At 63.5% G+C, this 18,434-nt stretch carries 17 protein-coding genes and 2 pseudogenes; 10 read left to right on the top strand and 9 right to left on the bottom strand.

Annotation, left to right across the window (positions count from 1 at the left end; genetic code table 11):
- Positions 1–35: 35 nt before the first annotated feature.
- From A6B35_RS12785 to A6B35_RS12775, 3 genes are all read right to left on the bottom strand, one after another.
- Positions 36–1,157 carry an ABC transporter substrate-binding protein gene (locus A6B35_RS12785; protein WP_006199747.1) on the bottom strand — a complete coding sequence of 374 codons (1,122 nt, stop codon included), beginning with the start codon at positions 1,155–1,157 and terminating at the stop codon, positions 36–38.
- Between the two features lie 68 nt (positions 1,158–1,225).
- Positions 1,226–1,408 (bottom strand): hypothetical protein, encoded by a 183-nt coding sequence (locus A6B35_RS12780; protein WP_006199746.1) that lies wholly within the window; start codon positions 1,406–1,408, stop codon positions 1,226–1,228.
- A 223-nt stretch (positions 1,409–1,631) separates the two neighbouring features.
- Positions 1,632–1,898, bottom strand: coding sequence for an SEL1-like repeat protein (locus A6B35_RS12775; RefSeq protein WP_006199745.1), 267 nt, complete (start codon positions 1,896–1,898; stop codon positions 1,632–1,634).
- 436 nt (positions 1,899–2,334) lie between these two features.
- Between A6B35_RS12775 and A6B35_RS12770 the strand changes: the two genes are divergently transcribed.
- The 5 genes from A6B35_RS12770 (at position 2,335) to A6B35_RS12755 (ending at position 6,172) form a co-directional block, all read left to right on the top strand.
- Entirely contained in the window at positions 2,335–2,676 is a 342-nt protein-coding gene (locus A6B35_RS12770; RefSeq protein ID WP_006199744.1) for a DUF2147 domain-containing protein, read from the top strand.
- Positions 2,677–2,917: 241 nt separating this feature from the next.
- On the top strand, positions 2,918–3,070 hold the full coding sequence (locus tag A6B35_RS36190; RefSeq protein ID WP_006199743.1) for a hypothetical protein: 153 nt from the start codon (positions 2,918–2,920) through the stop codon (positions 3,068–3,070).
- A 40-nt stretch (positions 3,071–3,110) separates the two neighbouring features.
- Positions 3,111–3,305: a hypothetical protein gene (locus A6B35_RS12765; protein ID WP_006199742.1), complete on the top strand. Its 195-nt coding sequence runs from the start codon at positions 3,111–3,113 to the stop codon at positions 3,303–3,305.
- Between the two features lie 272 nt (positions 3,306–3,577).
- Positions 3,578–5,038 carry an AMP nucleosidase gene (locus A6B35_RS12760; protein WP_244425839.1) on the top strand — a complete coding sequence of 487 codons (1,461 nt, stop codon included), beginning with the start codon at positions 3,578–3,580 and terminating at the stop codon, positions 5,036–5,038.
- Between the two features lie 102 nt (positions 5,039–5,140).
- The gene (locus tag A6B35_RS12755) at positions 5,141–6,172 is read left to right on the top strand and encodes an endonuclease/exonuclease/phosphatase family protein (RefSeq protein ID WP_006199740.1); all 1,032 of its coding nucleotides are present in this window, start codon (positions 5,141–5,143) and stop codon (positions 6,170–6,172) included.
- 11 nt (positions 6,173–6,183) lie between these two features.
- Here the strand turns inward: A6B35_RS12755 and A6B35_RS12750 are convergent, their stop codons facing one another.
- Entirely contained in the window at positions 6,184–6,783 is a 600-nt protein-coding gene (locus tag A6B35_RS12750) for a DUF922 domain-containing protein (protein WP_006199739.1), read from the bottom strand.
- 104 nt (positions 6,784–6,887) lie between these two features.
- The gene (locus A6B35_RS12745; RefSeq protein ID WP_006199738.1) at positions 6,888–8,567 is read right to left on the bottom strand and encodes an electron transfer flavoprotein-ubiquinone oxidoreductase; all 1,680 of its coding nucleotides are present in this window, start codon (positions 8,565–8,567) and stop codon (positions 6,888–6,890) included.
- A gap of 197 nt (positions 8,568–8,764) precedes the next feature.
- Here A6B35_RS12745 and A6B35_RS12740 point away from each other — a divergent pair, with 197 nt between their 5' ends.
- From A6B35_RS12740 to A6B35_RS12730, 3 genes are all read left to right on the top strand, one after another.
- Positions 8,765–9,409, top strand: a complete 645-nt coding sequence (locus tag A6B35_RS12740; RefSeq protein WP_081482034.1) for a hypothetical protein — start codon at positions 8,765–8,767, stop codon at positions 9,407–9,409.
- Between the two features lie 69 nt (positions 9,410–9,478).
- On the top strand, positions 9,479–10,360 hold the full coding sequence (locus A6B35_RS12735) for a uracil-DNA glycosylase (protein WP_006199736.1): 882 nt from the start codon (positions 9,479–9,481) through the stop codon (positions 10,358–10,360).
- 53 nt (positions 10,361–10,413) lie between these two features.
- Positions 10,414–11,229, top strand: a complete 816-nt coding sequence (locus tag A6B35_RS12730) for a helix-turn-helix domain-containing protein (protein ID WP_006199735.1) — start codon at positions 10,414–10,416, stop codon at positions 11,227–11,229.
- Positions 11,230–11,277: 48 nt separating this feature from the next.
- Here A6B35_RS12730 and A6B35_RS12725 read toward each other — a convergent pair whose 3' ends face one another.
- The 3 genes and pseudogenes from A6B35_RS12725 to A6B35_RS37510 all read right to left on the bottom strand — a co-directional run.
- Positions 11,278–12,252 (bottom strand): DMT family transporter, encoded by a 975-nt coding sequence (locus tag A6B35_RS12725; protein WP_006199734.1) that lies wholly within the window; start codon positions 12,250–12,252, stop codon positions 11,278–11,280.
- Positions 12,252–12,434: pseudogene (locus A6B35_RS37515) on the bottom strand (hypothetical protein); the annotation flags it as partial. The gene A6B35_RS12725 and the pseudogene A6B35_RS37515, both read right to left, overlap by 1 nt.
- A 102-nt stretch (positions 12,435–12,536) precedes the next feature.
- Positions 12,537–12,680 (bottom strand): annotated as a pseudogene (locus A6B35_RS37510) (hypothetical protein); the annotation flags it as partial.
- Between the two features lie 180 nt (positions 12,681–12,860).
- Between A6B35_RS37510 and pepN the strand changes: the two are divergent.
- Together pepN and A6B35_RS12710 are read left to right on the top strand one after the other, a co-directional pair.
- Positions 12,861–15,506: an aminopeptidase N gene (gene pepN, locus A6B35_RS12715; RefSeq protein WP_006199732.1), complete on the top strand. Its 2,646-nt coding sequence runs from the start codon at positions 12,861–12,863 to the stop codon at positions 15,504–15,506.
- A gap of 199 nt (positions 15,507–15,705) precedes the next feature.
- Entirely contained in the window at positions 15,706–18,027 is a 2,322-nt protein-coding gene (locus A6B35_RS12710; RefSeq protein ID WP_006199731.1) for a PAS domain-containing sensor histidine kinase, read from the top strand.
- Here A6B35_RS12710 and A6B35_RS12705 read toward each other — a convergent pair.
- Positions 18,024–18,410, bottom strand: a complete 387-nt coding sequence (locus A6B35_RS12705; RefSeq protein WP_006199730.1) for an ester cyclase — start codon at positions 18,408–18,410, stop codon at positions 18,024–18,026. The genes A6B35_RS12710 and A6B35_RS12705 overlap by 4 nt on opposite strands.
- Positions 18,411–18,434: the final 24 nt, after the last annotated feature.

Below are 18,434 nucleotides of genomic sequence, written 5' to 3'. Positions count from 1 at the left end.
AAGCCCGGCCATTTCCGACTGTCAGGCAGAGAAGATCACGGCTGGATCGGCGCGTATTTGCCGTCGTGCCACTGGTTGATGTCGTAGCTGGCGTTCTTCAGGTCGCCCTTCTCGTCGAAGGTGACTTCGCCGACCACTGTGCTGATCGGCTGGCCGTTCTTCAGCGCCTCTGCGACCTTGGCCGGGTCATCGCTGCCGGCGCGCTTGATGCCTTCGGCGAAGGCCTGGACCACGGCATAGGAGAACAGCGTAAAGCCTTCCGGCACGAAGCCGCCCGCCTTGATCTTGGCGATGGCGTCCTTGGCTTCGGGCTTGGCCTGCGGGTCCGACGGGAAGACGAACATGGTACCTTCGCCGGCCGGACCGGCGATCTGCCAGAATTCCGGCGAGGCGATCGAGTCCGGCATGATCAGCTGGAACTTGACGTTCTGCTCGGCAGCCTGGCGCAGGATGAGGCCGGCTTCGGGGTGGTAGCCGCCGAAATAGACCACGTCTGCCTTCAGTTCCTTCAGCTTGGTGACGAGAGCCGAATAGTCCTTCTCGCCGGCATTGATGCCTTCGTAATTCACCTCGTTGAGGCCACCGGCATTCATCGTCGCCTTGACGGCGTCGGCAACGCCCTGGCCGTAGGCGCTCTTGTCATGCAGGATGACGACGTTCTTGCCGGCGTATTTCTTGGCGATCCACGGACCGATGAAAGCGCCCTGCGCATCGTCGCGCGTATAGAGGCGCATGATCGTCGGCCAGCCGGCCTTTGCCGCGGCATCGGTCAGCTCCGGGTTGGAAGACGCCGGGCTCATCATCAGCGTGCCGGCTTCGGCATAGACGGCCGAGGCCGGAATGCTCGAACCCGAGCAGGCATGGCCGTCGACGAACTTGGTGCCGTCGGCGACGATGCGGTTGGCGACCGACACAGCTTGCTTCGGATCGCATTGGTCGTCCTGGATGTCGAGTTTGATCTTGTTGCCGTTGACGCCGCCGGCGGCATTGATGGCGTCGGCGGCTGCCTGTGCGCCCTGCTTGAACTGGTCGCCGATGTTGGCTAGTTGGCCGGTCATCGGGCCGACAACAGAGACGGTGATATCGTCGGCGAACGCAACCGGTGCGCTCATCATCAGACCTAATACGGCCGCGCTCAAAATACCCATTTTTTTCATGGTGATAGTGCTCCTCCACTCACGCGCGACCCTTCCGGCCACGCTTCTTCCACAGAGGCGGGACAATTTCACCCTTCGCCCGGCATGTCTTGGCGCATCGCCGGCACTCGATTGGGCCTGCGCAGTATCACCGCCGAACATACTTCAGTCATCGACGCGGCCTGGTCTTGTTGTATGACCATGATCTTGGCCTGGCCGAAACAGCCAAAAGCCGCGCCGGCCTTGTCCCGGCCGGTCGCGGCTTTTGCCAATGGAGCTTCCCCGAACGCCCCCGCGCCCCGAAACCCCGCTTACTTCCCTGCCTGCCGCACGGCTTGACCGGATTTGGCCTGCCGTGTTCTTGGTCTTGTTCGTATGGCCGTCTTCTCGCGGCCTTGTCCCTGGTGGGCCGGCCGTCTTTCGCGGCCTTGACCAAAAGCGTTCCTGCCCCGTGATCTCGCTGCACGTGATCTTTGGGCACCGGGAGCCCGGTGCTTAGTGCATCGTCATCCATTCGCGCGCTTCGCGCAGCGCCTTGGCGATCTCGACCTTGGACATTGCGGCCGACAATTCCGAGCGCAATTCCGCGGCGCGGACCGAACCCTTGATGGCGGCGATGTTGAACCATTTGTGGGCGGCGACGACATCGGTCTCGCAATCGCGGCCGGTCGCATACATCATGCCCAGTTCGAAAAGAATGTCGGCCTGGGCAGTTGCCCCCATGGCGCCGAAGCCGGCTTCAAGCATTTCAAAACGTGCCATTTCAAATCCCCTGTCTGGCTCCCGAGAGCTGCCTCCTTCTGTCCCTTGGTGTCCCTTGGGGGGCCGCTCTTTCGATGCTTTCGAGAATGCCGCCGAGCCTTGAATCCGTCGTTAAATGGCGTGCTTAATTTGAGGAAAACAAAGCTAAAACAAGAGGTAAACACGGAAATTCGTTAAGGATACAAAGCCAGCTATTCTGCCTGCTTGAGAAAAATTTGACGAAAATTCCGAGATCGGGGATCAAGACTCCGCTAACCACGAGAACCAAAGGCCCTGCTTGGATCGCTTCATTTGTTCGCCGACCGGTAGCTAATAAATCCCGCAACCTTCCGTGGCGGCACCGCTTTTGTTTTGCCAGGAGCTGGATTAGCTTACGTTTGCGTAAGGGGCGGGAAGGCGGAACGGAGCCCCACCGAAACCCATAGGGAGGACAGACATGTTTCGAAAAGTGAGCCTGGCCCTGGCGGCCACCTTGATCATGACCGGTGCGGCATGGGCCGACCCGATCGAAGGCAATTGGAAGACACAGGCCGGCGATACCGCAGCCATCGCCGGCGGCGGTTCGTTTTCCATCACGCTGAAGACCGGCAAATATGCCGGCAAGACCATCGGCTCTCTCAAACCTGCCGGCGACAACAAGTATGCCGGCAGCATCACCGATCCAGCAAACGACAAGACCTATTCCGGCAAGGCGACGCTTTCGGGCACCTCGCTCAAGATGAGCGGCTGCGTGCTCGGCGGACTGATCTGCAAGAGCCAGACCTGGCACAAGCTCTGATCGTCTTCGCCACCAAGGAATGGGAGAACGGGGCCTTCGCGGCCCCGTTTCTTTTTGCGCGGCGCGGTAGCGCCGCCGACTTGTTGTCGCCAGCGGACAGGCGCACGGCCTCGACCTCACGCGCCTGCGCGACGGTCCAAAACACCGTCAATCAATTTGAACCGCAGATGAACGCCGGCATCAGAGCCGGTTCAGAGGCATTTGGGCATTCTCCTCGGCATTGAAGGACGACACCACGCCAATGCTCGCTCGCCGCCTCACCATCGTCTGCCTGCTGATGAGCCTGTTCGGCATGTTGTTCGCCATCCTCGTCGCCGAAGCAGGCCGTCCGGCCCGCTCCTGGGACGCAGCCAATTCCTGCAGCTTCGGCTGTTCGAACCATCTTCGCCACTGAAACGACAAAGCACCAGAAACCCAGAGAAAAGCAAACGACCATGAACCGCATCGCCACCAGCGCCCTGAAGATCCTTCGGCTCCTGCCGCGGACAGCGCTCATCCTGACGCTTCTCGCCGCCCCGGTGCTGGCCGTGCCGATGCTGCGCGCCGATGCCGGTTCGACGATCGAGGCCCCGGCATTGAAAAAGAACGGCGTCGGCTTTGTGTTACTGGTCAGCCTGCAGCGCGGCTAAGGTCTGCTGATATTCAGGTGATGCCGGCCTGCAAATGGCGGCTTCCTGCGCTTCCGGTGCTCACGTACTTTAAGTACGCTCCGCGCCGGTTCTCGGAACCCACCACTTTCGGCTCGGCCTGACCTGAATCTCAACACACCTTTGAACCGTGGGAGAAGAAATCGACGCTTTGGTCTTCTTCGCGGCTTTCGACCCCTCCCAAGGGCTCTTCCAAATCTCTATATTGAGCCATGGAAAAGCGAATCTACCCCCAAGCCATCGAATCGGTCGTCATGCCGGAGCCTTTCGGCAAGCGGAGCTTCGACGATGCCAAGAAGGCGGTCGCGGCCCTGCAGGCGCTTTACGACCGCAACACCAAATTCCTGCGCGATTCCTTCACAGCGCTGGCCGCAGGCGGCGACAACAACAAGCGCTACCGGGCCTTCTACCCGGAGATCGGCGTCACCACGAGTTCCTTCACGCAGATCGACTCGCGGCAGGCCTATGGCCATATGCCGACGCCAGGCCATTTCTCGACCACCATCACCCAGCCGATGCTCTTCGAGAGCTATCTCATCGAACAGCTTCGCCTGATCATGCGCAATCACGGCGTTCAGGTCACGGTTTCCGAATCGACCACGCCGATCCCGCTGCATTTCGCCTTCCTTGAAGGCACCCATGTCGACGGCACTGCCGCCGAACGCATCAAGCGTCCGATCCGCGACCTGTTCGACGTGCCGGACCTCGACGGAACCGACGACCAGATCGCCAACGGCACCTTCGAAGTGGCGTTCGGCGAGACGCGGCCGCTGGCGCCGTTCACGGCACAGCGCATCGACTATTCGCTGCACCGGCTGTCGCATTATACGGCGACCACGCCGCAGCATTTCCAGAACTTCGTGCTGTTCACCAATTATCAGTTCTACATCGACGAGTTCGTCGGCCGTGCGCGCGAGTTGATGGCCAATGGCGGCGGCGGATATGCCGAGTTCGTCGAACCAGGCAATGTCGTCACCCGCCCCGGGGCAAGCATGCCCGGCGAAGGCACGCCGCCGCAGCGACTGCCGCAGATGCCGGCCTATCATTTGAAGAAGCCGAACCATGGCGGCATCACCATGGTCAATATCGGCGTCGGCCCTTCGAACGCCAAGACGATCACCGACCATATCGCGGTGCTCCGCCCGCATGCCTGGGTGATGCTCGGCCACTGCGCCGGACTGCGCAACACGCAGGCGCTGGGCGACTATGTGCTGGCGCATGCCTATGTCCGGGAAGACCATGTGCTGGACGACGACCTGCCGGTCTGGGTGCCGATCCCGCCGCTGGCCGAGATCCAGGTGGCGCTGCAGGAGGCGGTGGCGGAAGTCACCGGGCTCTCCGGCTACGATTTGAAGCGCATCATGCGCACCGGCACCGTCGCCACCATCGACAACCGCAACTGGGAGCTGCGCGACCAGCGCGGGCCGGTGCAGCGGCTGTCGCAGTCGCGGGCGATCGCGCTCGATATGGAATCGGCTACGATCGCCGCCAACGGCTTCCGCTTCCGCGTGCCCTACGGCACGCTGCTGTGCGTCTCCGACAAGCCGCTGCATGGCGAGCTGAAGCTGCCCGGCATGGCGACCGAATTCTACAAGCGGCAAGTGGCGCAGCACTTGACCATCGGCATCAGGGCGATGGAAAAACTGGCCGGGATGCCGATGGAGAGGCTGCATTCGCGCAAGCTCCGAAGCTTTTCGGAGACGGCCTTCCAGTAGGCACGGCCCGCAGGCTCCCGGCGAGGCATTCGGTCATCTTGATTGGGCCGCATTTTGGCCGATAAACAGGCTGGACACCTCGGCGAGGCAAACCCTGGTCTGATGGCACGCGTGCGAAACATGATGGCTTCGATGGCGTTCCTGGCAATGCTGGGTCTCTCGGTCGCGCTGGTGGCCGGGTTTTTTGGCACGCTGCATCCGGCTTTCGATTCATTCTCCCACTTCCGCGTCCATCTGGCCGTGCTGATGGCATTGTTTGCCTTGCCGCTGCTTGCCACCTCGTTTCGCCTGCAGGCGGCCGCGGCGCTCGTCTTTGCGGTGGCGGCCTTTACCACGACGTCGAACGCCTTGCCGCGCCTGTGGCAGGTGCAGGCCGCCTATGTCGGCAAGCCGGTCGACCAGCCCATCTACAGACTGCTGCAGATGAATTTGCGCTACGACAATCCGACGCCGAAGAAGGTGCTGTCGCTGATCGGGCGGATCAACCCAGACGTGATTACCCTCGACGAGGTGTCGGAGATGTGGACGACCGAGCTTGGCTACATCACCAGCGCCTATCCCTATCGGATCCTCTGCCCCTATCCCAACGGCGTGTTCGGCGTCGCACTGCTGTCCAGACGACCGTTCGTCGCCGGCACCGAGCCGATTTGTGAGCGGCGCGGCGCGATGGCCATCGCGAAGGTCGATTTCGGCGGCAGCGCCGTCGATGTCGCCGCCATCCATCTCAGCTGGCCATGGCCGCGGGAACAATCATGGCAGATCGGCGAGTTGTCACAGCAACTCTCCTCGCTCGGCGAGACGGCGATCATGGCTGGCGACTGCAACGCCGTGCCGTGGAGCGCGGCCGTGCGGCGCGTCGCAGCACTCGGCGGGCTGACAGTGATGCCCTCGGCCGGGCCGAGCTGGATCCTTCTCCGGCTGCCGGACTTCCTGCGGCGCTACGCCGGGCTGCCGATCGATCAGGTCTTCAGCAAGGGTGCCGTCGTCATTCATTCAGCGTCGAGGCTGGAGGACACTGGCTCCGACCATCTTCCGATCATGGTCGAGTTCTCGCTGCGGCCCGATGACAAGAAGCCTGACGAGCATGAGACTGCGCTCGCCTTGTTGAGACAGGTCGTCAAGACGCGCAGCTGAAGCGCGCACTCTCAAGGCTTGATCAAAGCGATAATGAGGTGCTCGACATGACCACCGTTCCGATGCTCGCGGGCATCGAAAGCGTTTTGCTTCGCTTCATATACGGCATAGGCGGCCTTGATACGCTGCCGCGCCTCGCGCCGTGTCTTGTAGCAGAACGGGTCGTCGGCAACTTTCAGCCCCCGGATCGATCTCTCGGTGGCGCGCATCATCTCCCGGGCAATGCGGCCGTGGGTCTCCTCATGAGCGCGGACGCCGGCGAAGAACCGCTTCCAGCGCTTCTGCAGCGCTGGCGTCGTGGCTGAAGCGACACGGGGATAGGTATAGAACAGATTGAGCGTGCCGTTGGCCCGCCGCATGCGGCAGACGCCATTGTCCTGGCCGTCGTCAAGGTCCCAGTCGACGGTATAGCCGGTCTGCGCGATGGCATGCGTCATGAAGCCGTGCTTCGGCCCTTTGCGGTCCATGGCTTCCATCAGCGCCAGCCCCGTCGTCCCGGTGATGTCATAGGTTTTGGTCTTGACCACCACCTTGCTGCCGGCCGAGGCGGCCGCAGCGGAACCGCACAGGGCGGCGATCGCCACGAGGCATGTCAGAACCGCCAGGCGCATTGGCCATCTCCGTATCGTCCGGGAATGGAAACATAAGCGCGTGGCAGATTCAACAGTCCTGATGTCTCACATGCTCTGGCAAGACGGCCCGGTTGGCGCGTGGCTTACATGTTTTGATAGACCGGGCCTTCGCCGCCTTGTGGCGGCACCCAGTTGATGTTCTGGTTCGGGTCCTTGATGTCGCAGGTCTTGCAGTGGACGCAGTTCTGCGCGTTGATAACGAAGCGCACGTCCTTGGCCGTCGGGTCCGCGGCGGCGTTGCCGTCCTTGTCGACCCATTCATAGACGCCGGCCGGGCAGTAGCGCGTCGAAGGGCCGGCAAAGACGTCGTGCTCGGAGCGCTGCTGCAGGGCCATGTCGGCGACCAGCAGATGCACCGGTTCGTTTTCCTCGTGATTGGTGTTGGACAGGAACACCGAGGACAGGCGGTCGAAGGTCAGCACGCCGTCGGGCTTGGGATAGGCGATCTTCTCGTGCTTGGCGGCAGGCTCCAGTGTCGCATAGTCGGCCTTGCCGTGCTTCAGCGTGCCGAAGGGCGAGAAGCCGAACAGCGTGTTCAGCCACATATCGAGGCCGCCGAGGCCGACGCCGATGATGGTGCCGAAGCGCGACCACAGCGGTTTGACGTTGCGCACCTTCTTCAGGTCCTTGCCGATGTCGGTCGCGCGCCATGCCGCCTCGTAGGAAGAAAGCTCGTCATTGGCGCGGCCGGCGCCGATCGCCTCTGCGACATGCTCGGCCGCCAGCATCCCGGAGAGCACCGCATTGTGCGAGCCCTTGATGCGCGGCACGTTGACGAAGCCCGCAGCACAACCCATCAGCGCGCCGCCAGGGAAAGACAGTTTCGGCACAGACTGAAAGCCGCCCTCGGTGATGGCGCGCGCGCCATAGCCCAACCGCTTGGCGCCGGCGAAGGTGCCGGCGATGGCCGGATGGGTCTTGAAGCGCTGGAATTCCTCGAACGGCGACAGATACGGGTTCTTGTAATTGAGGTGGAGGACGAAACCGACCGCGACCTGATTGTCCTCGAGATGGTAGAGGAAGGAGCCGCCTCCGGTCTTCATGTCGAGCGGCCAGCCGAAGGAATGCTGCACCAGGCCCGGCTTGTGGTTCTCCGGCTTGACCTGCCAGAGTTCCTTGAGGCCGATGCCAAACTTGGCAGGCTCGCGGCCTTCGGAGAGCTTGTACTTGGCGATCAGTTGCTTGGCCAGCGAGCCGCGCGCGCCCTCGCCGATCAGCACATATTTGCCCATCAGCGCCATGCCCGGCGCAAAGCCCGGGCCGTGCGTGCCGTCCTTCTCGACGCCCATGTCGCCGGTGATGACGCCGGTGACGGCACCCGCGTCGTTATAGAGCAGGCCGGCTGCGGCAAACCCCGGATAGATCTCGACGCCGAGCGCCTCGGCCTTGGTCGCCAGCCAGCGGCAGACATTGCCGAGCGAGACGATGTAGTTGCCGTGATTGTTCATCAGCGGCGGCATCAGGATGTTGGGCAGGCGGAACGAGCCGGCAGGGCCGAGCACCAGGAAATGGTCGTCGGTAACCGGCGTCTTGAAGGGATGCCCCTCTTCCTCGCGCCAGCCCGGCAGCAGGCGGTCGATGCCGATCGGATCGACGACGGCGCCGGACAGGATGTGGGCGCCGACCTCACCGCCCTTTTCCAGAACGACGACGGAAAGCTCGGGATTGACCTGCTTGAGGCGGATCGCGGCGGCAAGGCCGGCCGGGCCCGCGCCGACGATGACCACGTCGAATTCCATGCTCTCGCGTTCGATGTCGCTCATCAACCCCTCCGCACTGGCTTATCCCATCCGGGTATCTTGCTGGCTTATCCGCTGCATAGCGCATCAATACGCGACGGGAAACCGGCGCTGGCGTGACAATACCGATTTCGACAAAAAGTCGCGGCTGATGGGTAGAAACATCCGGCTGCAGCTTTTTCAATTGTTCGGCGGCTTGCTTATCGGCCATACTTCGCGCCATGCGCCCGCCAGAGCCATCCGGCTTTTCATTGACGCGCTTTTTCTCCATGCCCGGCCAGGCCTGCCGCGTGGCTCTTCTGCTCCTTTCGCCGCTGGTTGCCACCGAGGCCCATGGCGAGCAGCTAAAGGTCTGGGCGACCGGCGCCTATTCCTTTTCCGACGAACTCGGCGGCTTCCACATCACCGGCGTTTCGGGCATCGGTACCAAGGACGATCCGATCGTCATCACCGAAGAACTGAATTCGGCGACGCCGGTGACGCTGACCATCCGGACCACCAAACCGATCGAGGCGTTCGGCAGGGCCGGCGATGTAGCCAACGGCATCATGTACATGCGCATCGAAGTGCTCAACAACAGCGGCCAGGCCTGGGTCGAGTTCCAGTTCGAGCTGCAGGAGATCCTCAACCAGCCGAGCGTGTTCGGCGACGGCCTGTCGTTCGACCAGCGCAACAAGACGCCCGACAACATCATATCGAGCAGTTTTGCCGATTTCGACCGCGACTTCGAACCCTATGACCGGCTGCTGTTCAAGAATGGCAAGATCGATCCGCTGATGACGGGCCGCTTCGAATTCCTGATCACCGACTACACGCCGCGCTGGACGTTTTATCTGGTGCAGGATCCGCGCATACCAACCGGGTGAAGTATTCCGCCATATTTCAACCCGCGGTCCAACCTTGCAAATTCATGCCGCGCGAACGATGGTGGCGGCATGACTGCCGCCTCCCCCATCACCCGATCCGACCTCGCCGACCTGCTCGCCTTCTATGCCAGCGCCGGCGTCGACGACGCGCTCGAGGACGCGCCGGTGAACCGGTTTGCCGAGGCGGCACCGAAACCGGCGGAGCGCACGCCGATGGCAGCGGCGCCAGCGCGCGAAAACGTTCAACAACAACCACCATCAGCGCCGTCACGGCCCGACATGAGCCGGTTGCCGGACGCGCCACCCGCGCGCGCGCCTGCTGGCGCAGCGACGGTACCGGACGAGGCGCAGGCCGCACTTGCACGGCAACTGGCGGCGACGGCGTCAACCTTGGAGCAACTGCGCCAGCACATGGCGGCCTTTGACGGCTGCAACCTCAAATTCACCGCCAAGAACCTGGTGTTCGCGGACGGCAACCCAAACGCGGACCTGATGCTGGTCGGCGAGGCGCCGGGCCGGGACGAGGACCTCGAAGGCCTGCCCTTCGTCGGCCGCTCCGGCCGGCTGCTCGACCGCATGCTGGCGGCGATCGGCCTCGACCGGACTTCGGCCTATATCGCCAATGTCATCCCGTGGCGGCCGCCGGGCAACCGCACGCCGACCCCGCATGAGACGGAGATCTGCCGCCCGTTCATCGAAAGGCAGATCGAGCTGGTCAATCCGAAGGTGCTGGTCAATCTCGGCGGCCCCTCCGCCAAGACCTTGCTCAACACGACCGAAGGAATCTTGCGACTGCGCGGCAACTGGCGCGTCCATACCACGGCGTCGGGCACCGCCATTCCGGCCATGCCGACGCTGCACCCGGCCTATCTGCTCAGGACGCCGGCGCACAAGAAGCTGGCCTGGCGGGATTTTCTCGAGGTGAAGGCAAAGCTGCGGGCGCTCACCTAGCGATAACCTTCCAGGTAATTGAAATGCGCCGCGCACCGGCCTAACCATGGCCCATGACAACAGCTCAGACCTCCGCCGGCAGCCTCATCCGCGAATGGCGCACGCGCCGGCGCATGTCTCAGCTCGACCTCGCCATGGAAGCCGAGATATCGCAGCGGCATCTGAGCTTCGTCGAAAGCGGCCGGGCGGCACCCTCGCGCGACATGGTGCTGCATCTGGCCGAACAGCTGTCGATCCCGCTGCGGCAACGCAACCAGCTCTTGCTGGCGGCGGGCTTTGCGCCAAGCTTCAGCGAGCGGTCGCTCACCGATGCGACGCTGGCGCCGGCAATGGCGGCAGTCGAGACCGTGCTCAAGGGGCACGAGCCATTCCCTGCTCTGGCGGTCGACCGCCATTGGAACCTGGTTTCGGCGAATGCCGCCATCGGCCCGTTGCTGGCGGATATCAGCGAAGCGTCGTTGCTCAAGCCGCCGGTCAATGTGCTGCGGCTCAGCCTGCATCCGGGCGGCGTCGCGCAGCGCATCGTCAATTTGGCGGAATGGCGGACGCATCTGCTGGAGCGGCTGAAGCACCAGAACGATGCCAGCGGCGATCCCGTCCTTGTCGAACTGGAGCGCGAACTGCGGTCCTATCCGTCCGGCCTCAAGGACGGGCGTCCCGTTTCGGTCGAGCCTGATGGTATCGTCCATCCGCTGAGGCTCGCGCATGGCGACCAGGTTCTGTCCTTCATCAGCACCATCACCGTCTTCGGCACGCCGCTCGACGTCACGCTGTCGGAACTGGCGATCGAATCTTTTTTCCCGGCCGACGAGCCGACGAGAACGGTGCTGGTGCGGCTGGCGAAGGAGCGGGCGGCGAAGGTGTCGTAACCGGAAAGGTCGCGGGGTTCGAAGGAACTCGACAGAACGAAGTCAGCCTCACCCCTGCGGCGGCGTAGCCTTTCGCGTGCGGGTGCGCTCGAGGCCCAGTTGCCGCTCTCGCCAGATGATGAAGATGCCGGCCGCCACCACGATCGCGCCGCCGGCCAGCATGTTGAGTGACGCCACGTCGCCGAACACCAGGTAGCCAACGACGACGCCGAGGATCATCGAGGTGTATTCGAACGGCGCCACGACCGAGGCCTCGGCATGGCGATAGGCCGCCGTCATCAGGATCTGGCCGAGCCCGCCACAGAAACCCGCCGCGACCAGCAGCGCCGTCTGGCCCGGCGTCAGCGCCTGCCAGCCGAACGGCAGCGACAACAGCGACATGACGCTCGCCGTCGAAGAGAACCAGAGCACGATGGTCGCCGTCTTCTCGGTCTGGACGAGGTTGCGCACCAGAAGCATGGCGATGGCCGAAATCGCCGCGGCAATCAGCGCTGCAATGACGCCAAGCACCTCCTGGTCGCCAAGGGCAGCGCCCGAACGCAGCAGCGTCAGTTCCGGCCAGGAGATGATCAGCACGCCGACAAGGCCGACCGCGACCGCGCTCCAGCGATAGACGCGGATCGCCTCGCCGAGGAAGATCGAGGAGAACACCACCACCAGCAACGGCTGGGCATAGTTGAGCGTGATCGCCTCGGGAAGCGGCAGCCTGGTCAGCGCGAAGAAGCCGAGCCCCATGGCGCCGACGCCGACGACACCGCGCGCGATGTGGTTGAACGGCCGTTTGGTCGTGAACGCTGTGCCGAGCTTTCCCCTGAAGGCGAGGAAGGCGATGATCGGAAAGATGGCGAAGAAGGAGCGGAAGAAGACGATCTGCCCCGCCGGCACCGTGCCTGCCGCCTTGATGCAGGTCGACATGCCGACGAAGACCGCCACCGAAACGATCTTGAGCGCGATGCCCCGCAATGTGCTGTGGCCGACGGCATGATCGCCGCCAACCTTCGGCTCGGCCCTCTTCTCCGCCATCACGCCGGCGATGCTTCCTGGATCGCCGCCCAGATGCGCGCCGGCGTCGCCGGCATCTCGATGTGCCTGATGCCGTAGGCGCGCCAGAGTGCGTCGGTCACCGTGTTGAGCGCGGCCGGCGTCGCGCCGATCGTGCCGGCCTCGCCGGCACCCTTGATGCCCAGTGCGTTGGTGGTCGAAGGCGGCGGCGTGCCTTCATCCAACGCGATGGCGGTGCCGGAGGCGGCATCCTCGCTGTCGTAGTCGACCTCGATCATCTCGGCCGCGTCCTGCGCCAGTGCGCGGCTGTCGGCAACGACGAAGGCGACGGCATCGCCAACATAATTGACCCTGTCGCTGCACAGGCCGGCAGGGCTGATGTCGTCGGTGTAACGCCCCTCACCCTTGATGAAAGCCTGATCCTCGCGCCGCAACACGGAAGCGCCCATGCCGAATTTCGGTGTGACGACGGTCATGAATGCCTCGCGATGATTGGGGAAACGAGTGTCTGAAATAGGCACTGGTGCAGTTTTGTCGAGTGACCGTTTCGTGTAAAGAGCGCGGACTTCAAACTTTTTGGACCAGCGGACACACTTTCCGCCACGCAAATCGACGGGAAACCCAAGGGAATGCGCACCGATACCGGCCATGTCTTCAGGCTCGAAGACTATCGCCCCAGCGACTATCTCATTTTGGAAACCAGCCTTGTTTTCCGCCTTTCCCCGGAGGCGACCCGCGTCACCGCAACCTTGACGATCGAACGTCGCGACGGCGTCGCGGCATCAGCGCCGCTGGTTCTGGATGGTGACGGGCTGACGCTCATCCGTGTCGCCATCGACGGCAGCGAGCTTCAGTCCACGGATTTCCTGGCGACGCCGGATCAACTGACAATTTCCCAGCCGCCGGCGGCGCCCCGCTTCCAGTTGCTGATCGAGACCGAAGTCGCGCCGGCGGGCAACGAAACGCTGATGGGCCTCTATCGCTCCAACTCTGTCTATTGCACGCAATGCGAGGCCGAGGGCTTTCGCCGCATCACCTATTTCCTCGACCGTCCCGACATCTTGTCGGTCTACACGGTGCGCATCGAGGCTAAGCTGGACGAGGCGCCGCTGCTTCTGTCCAACGGCAACCCGGCCGGCAGCGGGAACCTTGCCGACGGCTGGCACTATGCGGTCTGGCATGATCCCTTCCCCAAGCCATCCTATCTGTTCGCGCTGGTGGCCGGCGCGCTCGGCAAGGTGGCCGACAGCTTCGTCACCCTATCCGGGCGCACGGTCGAACTCGGCATCTATGTCGAGCCCGGCAAGGAGCGGCTCGCCGGCTACGCGATGGATGCGCTGAAGCGGTCGATGACATGGGATGAAGAAGCCTTCGGGCGCGAATACGATCTCGACGTCTTCAACATCGTCGCCGTCTCCGACTTCAACATGGGGGCGATGGAGAACAAGGGCCTCAACATCTTCAACGACAAATATGTGCTGGCCAACGAGGAGACCGCGACCGATGCCGATTTCGCCAATATCGAGGCGATCATCGCGCATGAGTATTTCCACAATTGGACAGGCAACAGAATCACTTGCCGCGACTGGTTCCAGCTCTGCCTCAAGGAAGGGCTGACGGTCTTTCGCGACCACGAATTCTCCGCCGACCAGCGCTCGCGCGCAGTCAAGCGCATCGCCGAAGTGCGTACGCTGCGCGCGCATCAATTCCCCGAGGACCAGGGGCCGCTGGCACATCCCGTGCGGCCGCGCCGCTACCGCGAGATCAACAATTTCTACACAGCCACGGTCTACGAAAAGGGTTCGGAAGTGGTGCGCATGATCCGCACCATCCTCGGCGATGACGCGTTCCGTGCCGGCATGGACCTCTATTTCGACCGCCATGACGGCGAGGCGGCGGCGATCGAGGATTTCCTGAAAGTGTTCGAGGATGTCTCCGGGCGCGACCTGTCGCAATTTGCGCTCTGGTACCATCAGGCCGGCACGCCGAACCTGACGGTGAGCTCGACGCACAATCCGGCTGCGCGGGAATTCACGCTGGAGATCGAGCAGTCGGTGCCCCCGACGCCGTCGGAAAGCCGCAAGCGGCTGATGCACATTCCGCTGGCCTTCGGCCTGGTCGGCGCCGATGGCAGACCGGTTGCCTATGAAGGCGTCGAGGGCGCCACCGTCGAGGACGGCGTCATCCACATCCGCAAGCGCCGGCAGGTCGTGCGCTTCTCGGGCGTGGCCGAGCGCCCGGCTGTGTCGCTCAACCGCGGCTTCTCAGCGCCGATCACGCTGTCGGTCGAGCAGAAGGCCGACGACCAGTTCTTCCTGGCCGGCCATGACAGCGACAGCTTCTCGCGCTGGCAAGCGTTCAACACGCTGTTAACCGACGCACTGATTGCGGCCTTCCGCCAGATCCTCGGCGGCAGAGAGCCGGCCTACACAGCGCGGCTGACCGAACTCGCCGGCAAGATCGCCGGCGACGAGACGCTGGAGCCGGCCTACCGCGCGCTGGCGCTGGCGCTTCCCGGCGAAGCCGACATCGCCCGCGACATCGGCAAGGGCATCAACCCGGACGCGATCTTCACCGCCCGCGAGGCGCTGGCGCTGGCGATCGCCAAGGTCAACGGGCAAGCATTCTCGAGTCTCTACGACCGCCTTGCCGACAAAGGGCCGTTCAGCCCGGATGCGGCGAGCGCCGGGCGGCGGTCGCTGCGCAACATCCTGCTCGACTATCTCACACTGCTGCCGGAAGGCACCGAACTCGCGGCACGCCATTTCCGTTCCGCCACCAACATGACCGACCGCGCCGCGGCGCTGACCGTGCTTGCACACCGCCATCGCGGCTCGCCCGAGGCGGCGAGAGCCCTGGCTGATTTCGAGACGAAATATGGCGGTGATGCGCTGGTGATGGACAAGTGGTTCCAGATCCAGGCCGGCGTGCCCGGTCCGCAAACCGTCGAGACGGTGCGCGCGCTGACCAAGCACGCCGGGTTCTCGATGGCCAATCCGAACCGGGTGCGCTCGCTGGTCGGCACGTTCTCCAGCGCCAATCAGACCGGCTTCCACCGTCCCGACGGCGAAGGCTACCGCTTCTTTGCCGAGACGGTGCTCGCGGTCGAAAAACGCAACCCGCAAGTGGCGGCCAGACTGGCGACGGCGCTGCGCTCATGGCGCTCGCTCGAGCCGGTCCGGCAGGCCAAGGCCAGGGAGGCGCTGCTCAAGATCGCCAGTGCCGAAAACCTGTCTGCCGATTTGCGCGACATTGTGGAGCGCACGCTGGCGTGAGCCCCCCTCCCTTCCCCCTTTGTGGGGGAAGAAGGGAAGATCGCGCCTGCCGGATCAGAAAGGCGTTATTTTAGTCGATTTTTAATCTTTTTTGGCCGCGCCTCTGGACAAGGCGAATCACCTTTGATTCCTTAGAGACGATTCGGACGTGCGGTGTTGCCGGATCGTCAAGCACAGGGAATTCGGGGAGTAGCCATTTATGGCCAAGGCGGACGCGTGGGGCGCGCCCGGAGGGACGGCTTTTGAGCGGCGTGAGGCGCGGGGCGACGGCCTTGCGGGCAACACGCGGCTGATCGCCGAACCCGCCTACCGGCGGCTCTTGGCAGCCGAGCCCTTGCTGCGCCGTTCGATCCCTGCCCTCATCATCCTGTTCCTGGTCGTTATCGCGGCACTGCGCGTCCTGTCGCTGATGAACGAGCGCGACGAAGTGGAGCGTGACACCAGGGCCATTCTCTCGCTGGCGGCGGGCCAGATGGCGAGCGCGATGGCCGCCGACCCCAATGCCGCCTCCACCGGTGCACTGGACCTTCTGGAGAATGCCGGCCGGCTGGGCGCCATGGGCCGAAGCCATGTGCTGGCGATCACCGATGACGCCTTCAAGATCATTGCCGTGTCGCCTCTGTCGACCGGCTGGCAAGGGCGCTCGCTCGACAGCCTCGTCCAGGGTGGCCAGCCGCTGTTCATGTTCGGCGAGCGCGCAGGAGTGATGAACGTCAGCATCGGCGGACAGAACTGGTACGCCGCGGTGAGCCTGACGGCGAGCCGCAAGAACGCGGCCGCCGTGCTGGTGCCGCAGGAAGCGGTCTTCGACAGCTGGCGCAAGACAGTCTCCCTGAACGTCACGCTGTTCGTGCTGACGGCCGGCGTGCTGATCATCATCCTCTATGCCTATTTCGGCCAGGCGGCGCGGGCTCAGGCCGCCGACCGCATCTACCTCGAAGCACACCAGCGCATCGACATGGCGCTGGTGCGCGGCCGCTGCGGCCTTTGGGACTGGGACATGGTGCGCGGCAAGATGTACTGGTCGCGCTCGATGTACGACATGCTGGGCTACGAGCCCTGCGATACGATGCTGTCGTTCGGCGAGGTCGACGAGATCATCCATCCCGAAGATGGCGACCTGTTCGATCTTGCCAACCGCATCGTCGAGCGCGAGATCGACCATATCGACCAGGTGTTCCGCATGCGGCACGCCGACGGGCAATGGGTGTGGATGCGCGCCAGGGCCCAGGTGATCGACCCCGAAGCGCCGGAGATCCAGCTGATCGGCATTGCCGTCGACGTCACCGAACAGCGGCATCTGGCGCTGCGCTCGGAAGCCGCGGATCTCAGGCTCAGGACAGCGATCGAGAATATCAACGAATCCTTCGTGCTGTGGGATGCTTCCGAGCACCTGATCATGTGCAATTCCAAATTCCAGAAGGACAACGGCCTTTCGGACCGCGACGTGATGCCGGGCGCGGCGCGCACGGCGCTGGAAGAGCACATGCTGGCCTTCGCCTCGGAGCGCAGGCTCGCCAACAGCAACGGACCGCAAGGCGGCGTGACGCTGGAGCGGCAGCTTGCCGATGGCCGCTGGCTGCAGGTCAACGAACTGCGGACCAGGGATGGCGGCACAGTCTCGGTCGGCTCCGACATCACCCAGATCAAGCTGCACCAGGAAAAGCTGGTCGACAGCGAGCGCCGGCTGATGGCGACGATCCACGATCTCAGCCTTGCCCGCCGGGCGGAGGAGGAACGGGCGCGAGAACTCGTCGAGCTCAACCGCAAATATATGAAGGAAACCGAGCGCGCCGAGGCGGCCAACCGGGCCAAATCCGAATTCCTGGCCAACATGTCTCACGAATTGCGCACGCCGCTCAACGCCATCATCGGCTTTTCCGAACTGATGGAACAGGGCCTGTTCGGGCCGCTCGGCTCGCCGCGCTACGAGGAATATGCCACCGACATCAACGGCAGCGGCAAATACCTGCTCGGCGTCATCAACGACATACTCGACATGTCGAAGATCGAGGCCGGCCAGTTCTCGGTGGACCGCGAGGAGATCGACCTCTGCCCGCTGATCAAGGAGACCGTGCGCGTCGTCTCGCTGCAGGCGGCCGAGAAATCGATCACGGTGGAAACCCGTATCGCCGATTCGATGCGGCTCTACGCCGACCGGCGCGCGATCAAGCAGATCGTCATCAACCTGCTGTCGAACGCGGTGAAGTTCACCGGACAGGGAGGCCACATCTCGGTCAGGGCGCGCAACACCTCGGGCGCGCTGGTGCTGACCATCGAGGACAATGGCTGCGGCATCCCCAAGGAAGCGCTGGGCAAGCTCGGCCGGCCGTTCGAGCAGGTGCAGAACCAGTTCTCCAAGAACCATGCCGGATCCGGCCTCGGGCTGGCCATCTCGCGCTCGCTGGCCGAACTGCAGGGCGGCGCGCTGAAGATCCGCTCGACCGAAGGCGTCGGCACCATCGTGTCGGTGCGCATCCCGGTCAAGAAGGCGACGCCGGCGGTGAAGGCAGCGGCCTAAAGCTGAGCTTCGATGGCGGTCTTATCTATAACCGACCACACTTCCACGATCTTTCCGCCGCGAAATTCGTAGATCACGTTCTCGGCGAACGACACTCTCCTGCCGTTTACGTCCAGGCCAAGGAACCTTCCCCTTGGCCTGCAGTCGAAGGCGATCCGGCTCGCTATGTAGGGCGGATCGGAGATCAGCATCCGGACATCAAAATAGAGGTCCGGAATGTCCTCGAAGTCCCTCTCCAGCATTTCGCGATAACCCGACAAGCCGATCCGCCGGCCATTGTGGATCGCTTCGTCGTCAACGAACTGCCCGAGCTTCGACCAATCCTGGCTGTTCAGGCAGGCGATGTAGTCGCGGTAGATATTGGCGAGATCGACTTTGGTCACGGCAATCGGCCTGTCTTCCCACAA

The organism is Mesorhizobium amorphae CCNWGS0123, assembly GCF_001686985.1.
GTDB classification, from domain to species: domain Bacteria; phylum Pseudomonadota; class Alphaproteobacteria; order Rhizobiales; family Rhizobiaceae; genus Mesorhizobium; species Mesorhizobium amorphae.
The sequence above is the reverse complement of the archived record's forward strand: the minus strand, read 5'-3'. Positions and strand labels throughout refer to the sequence as shown.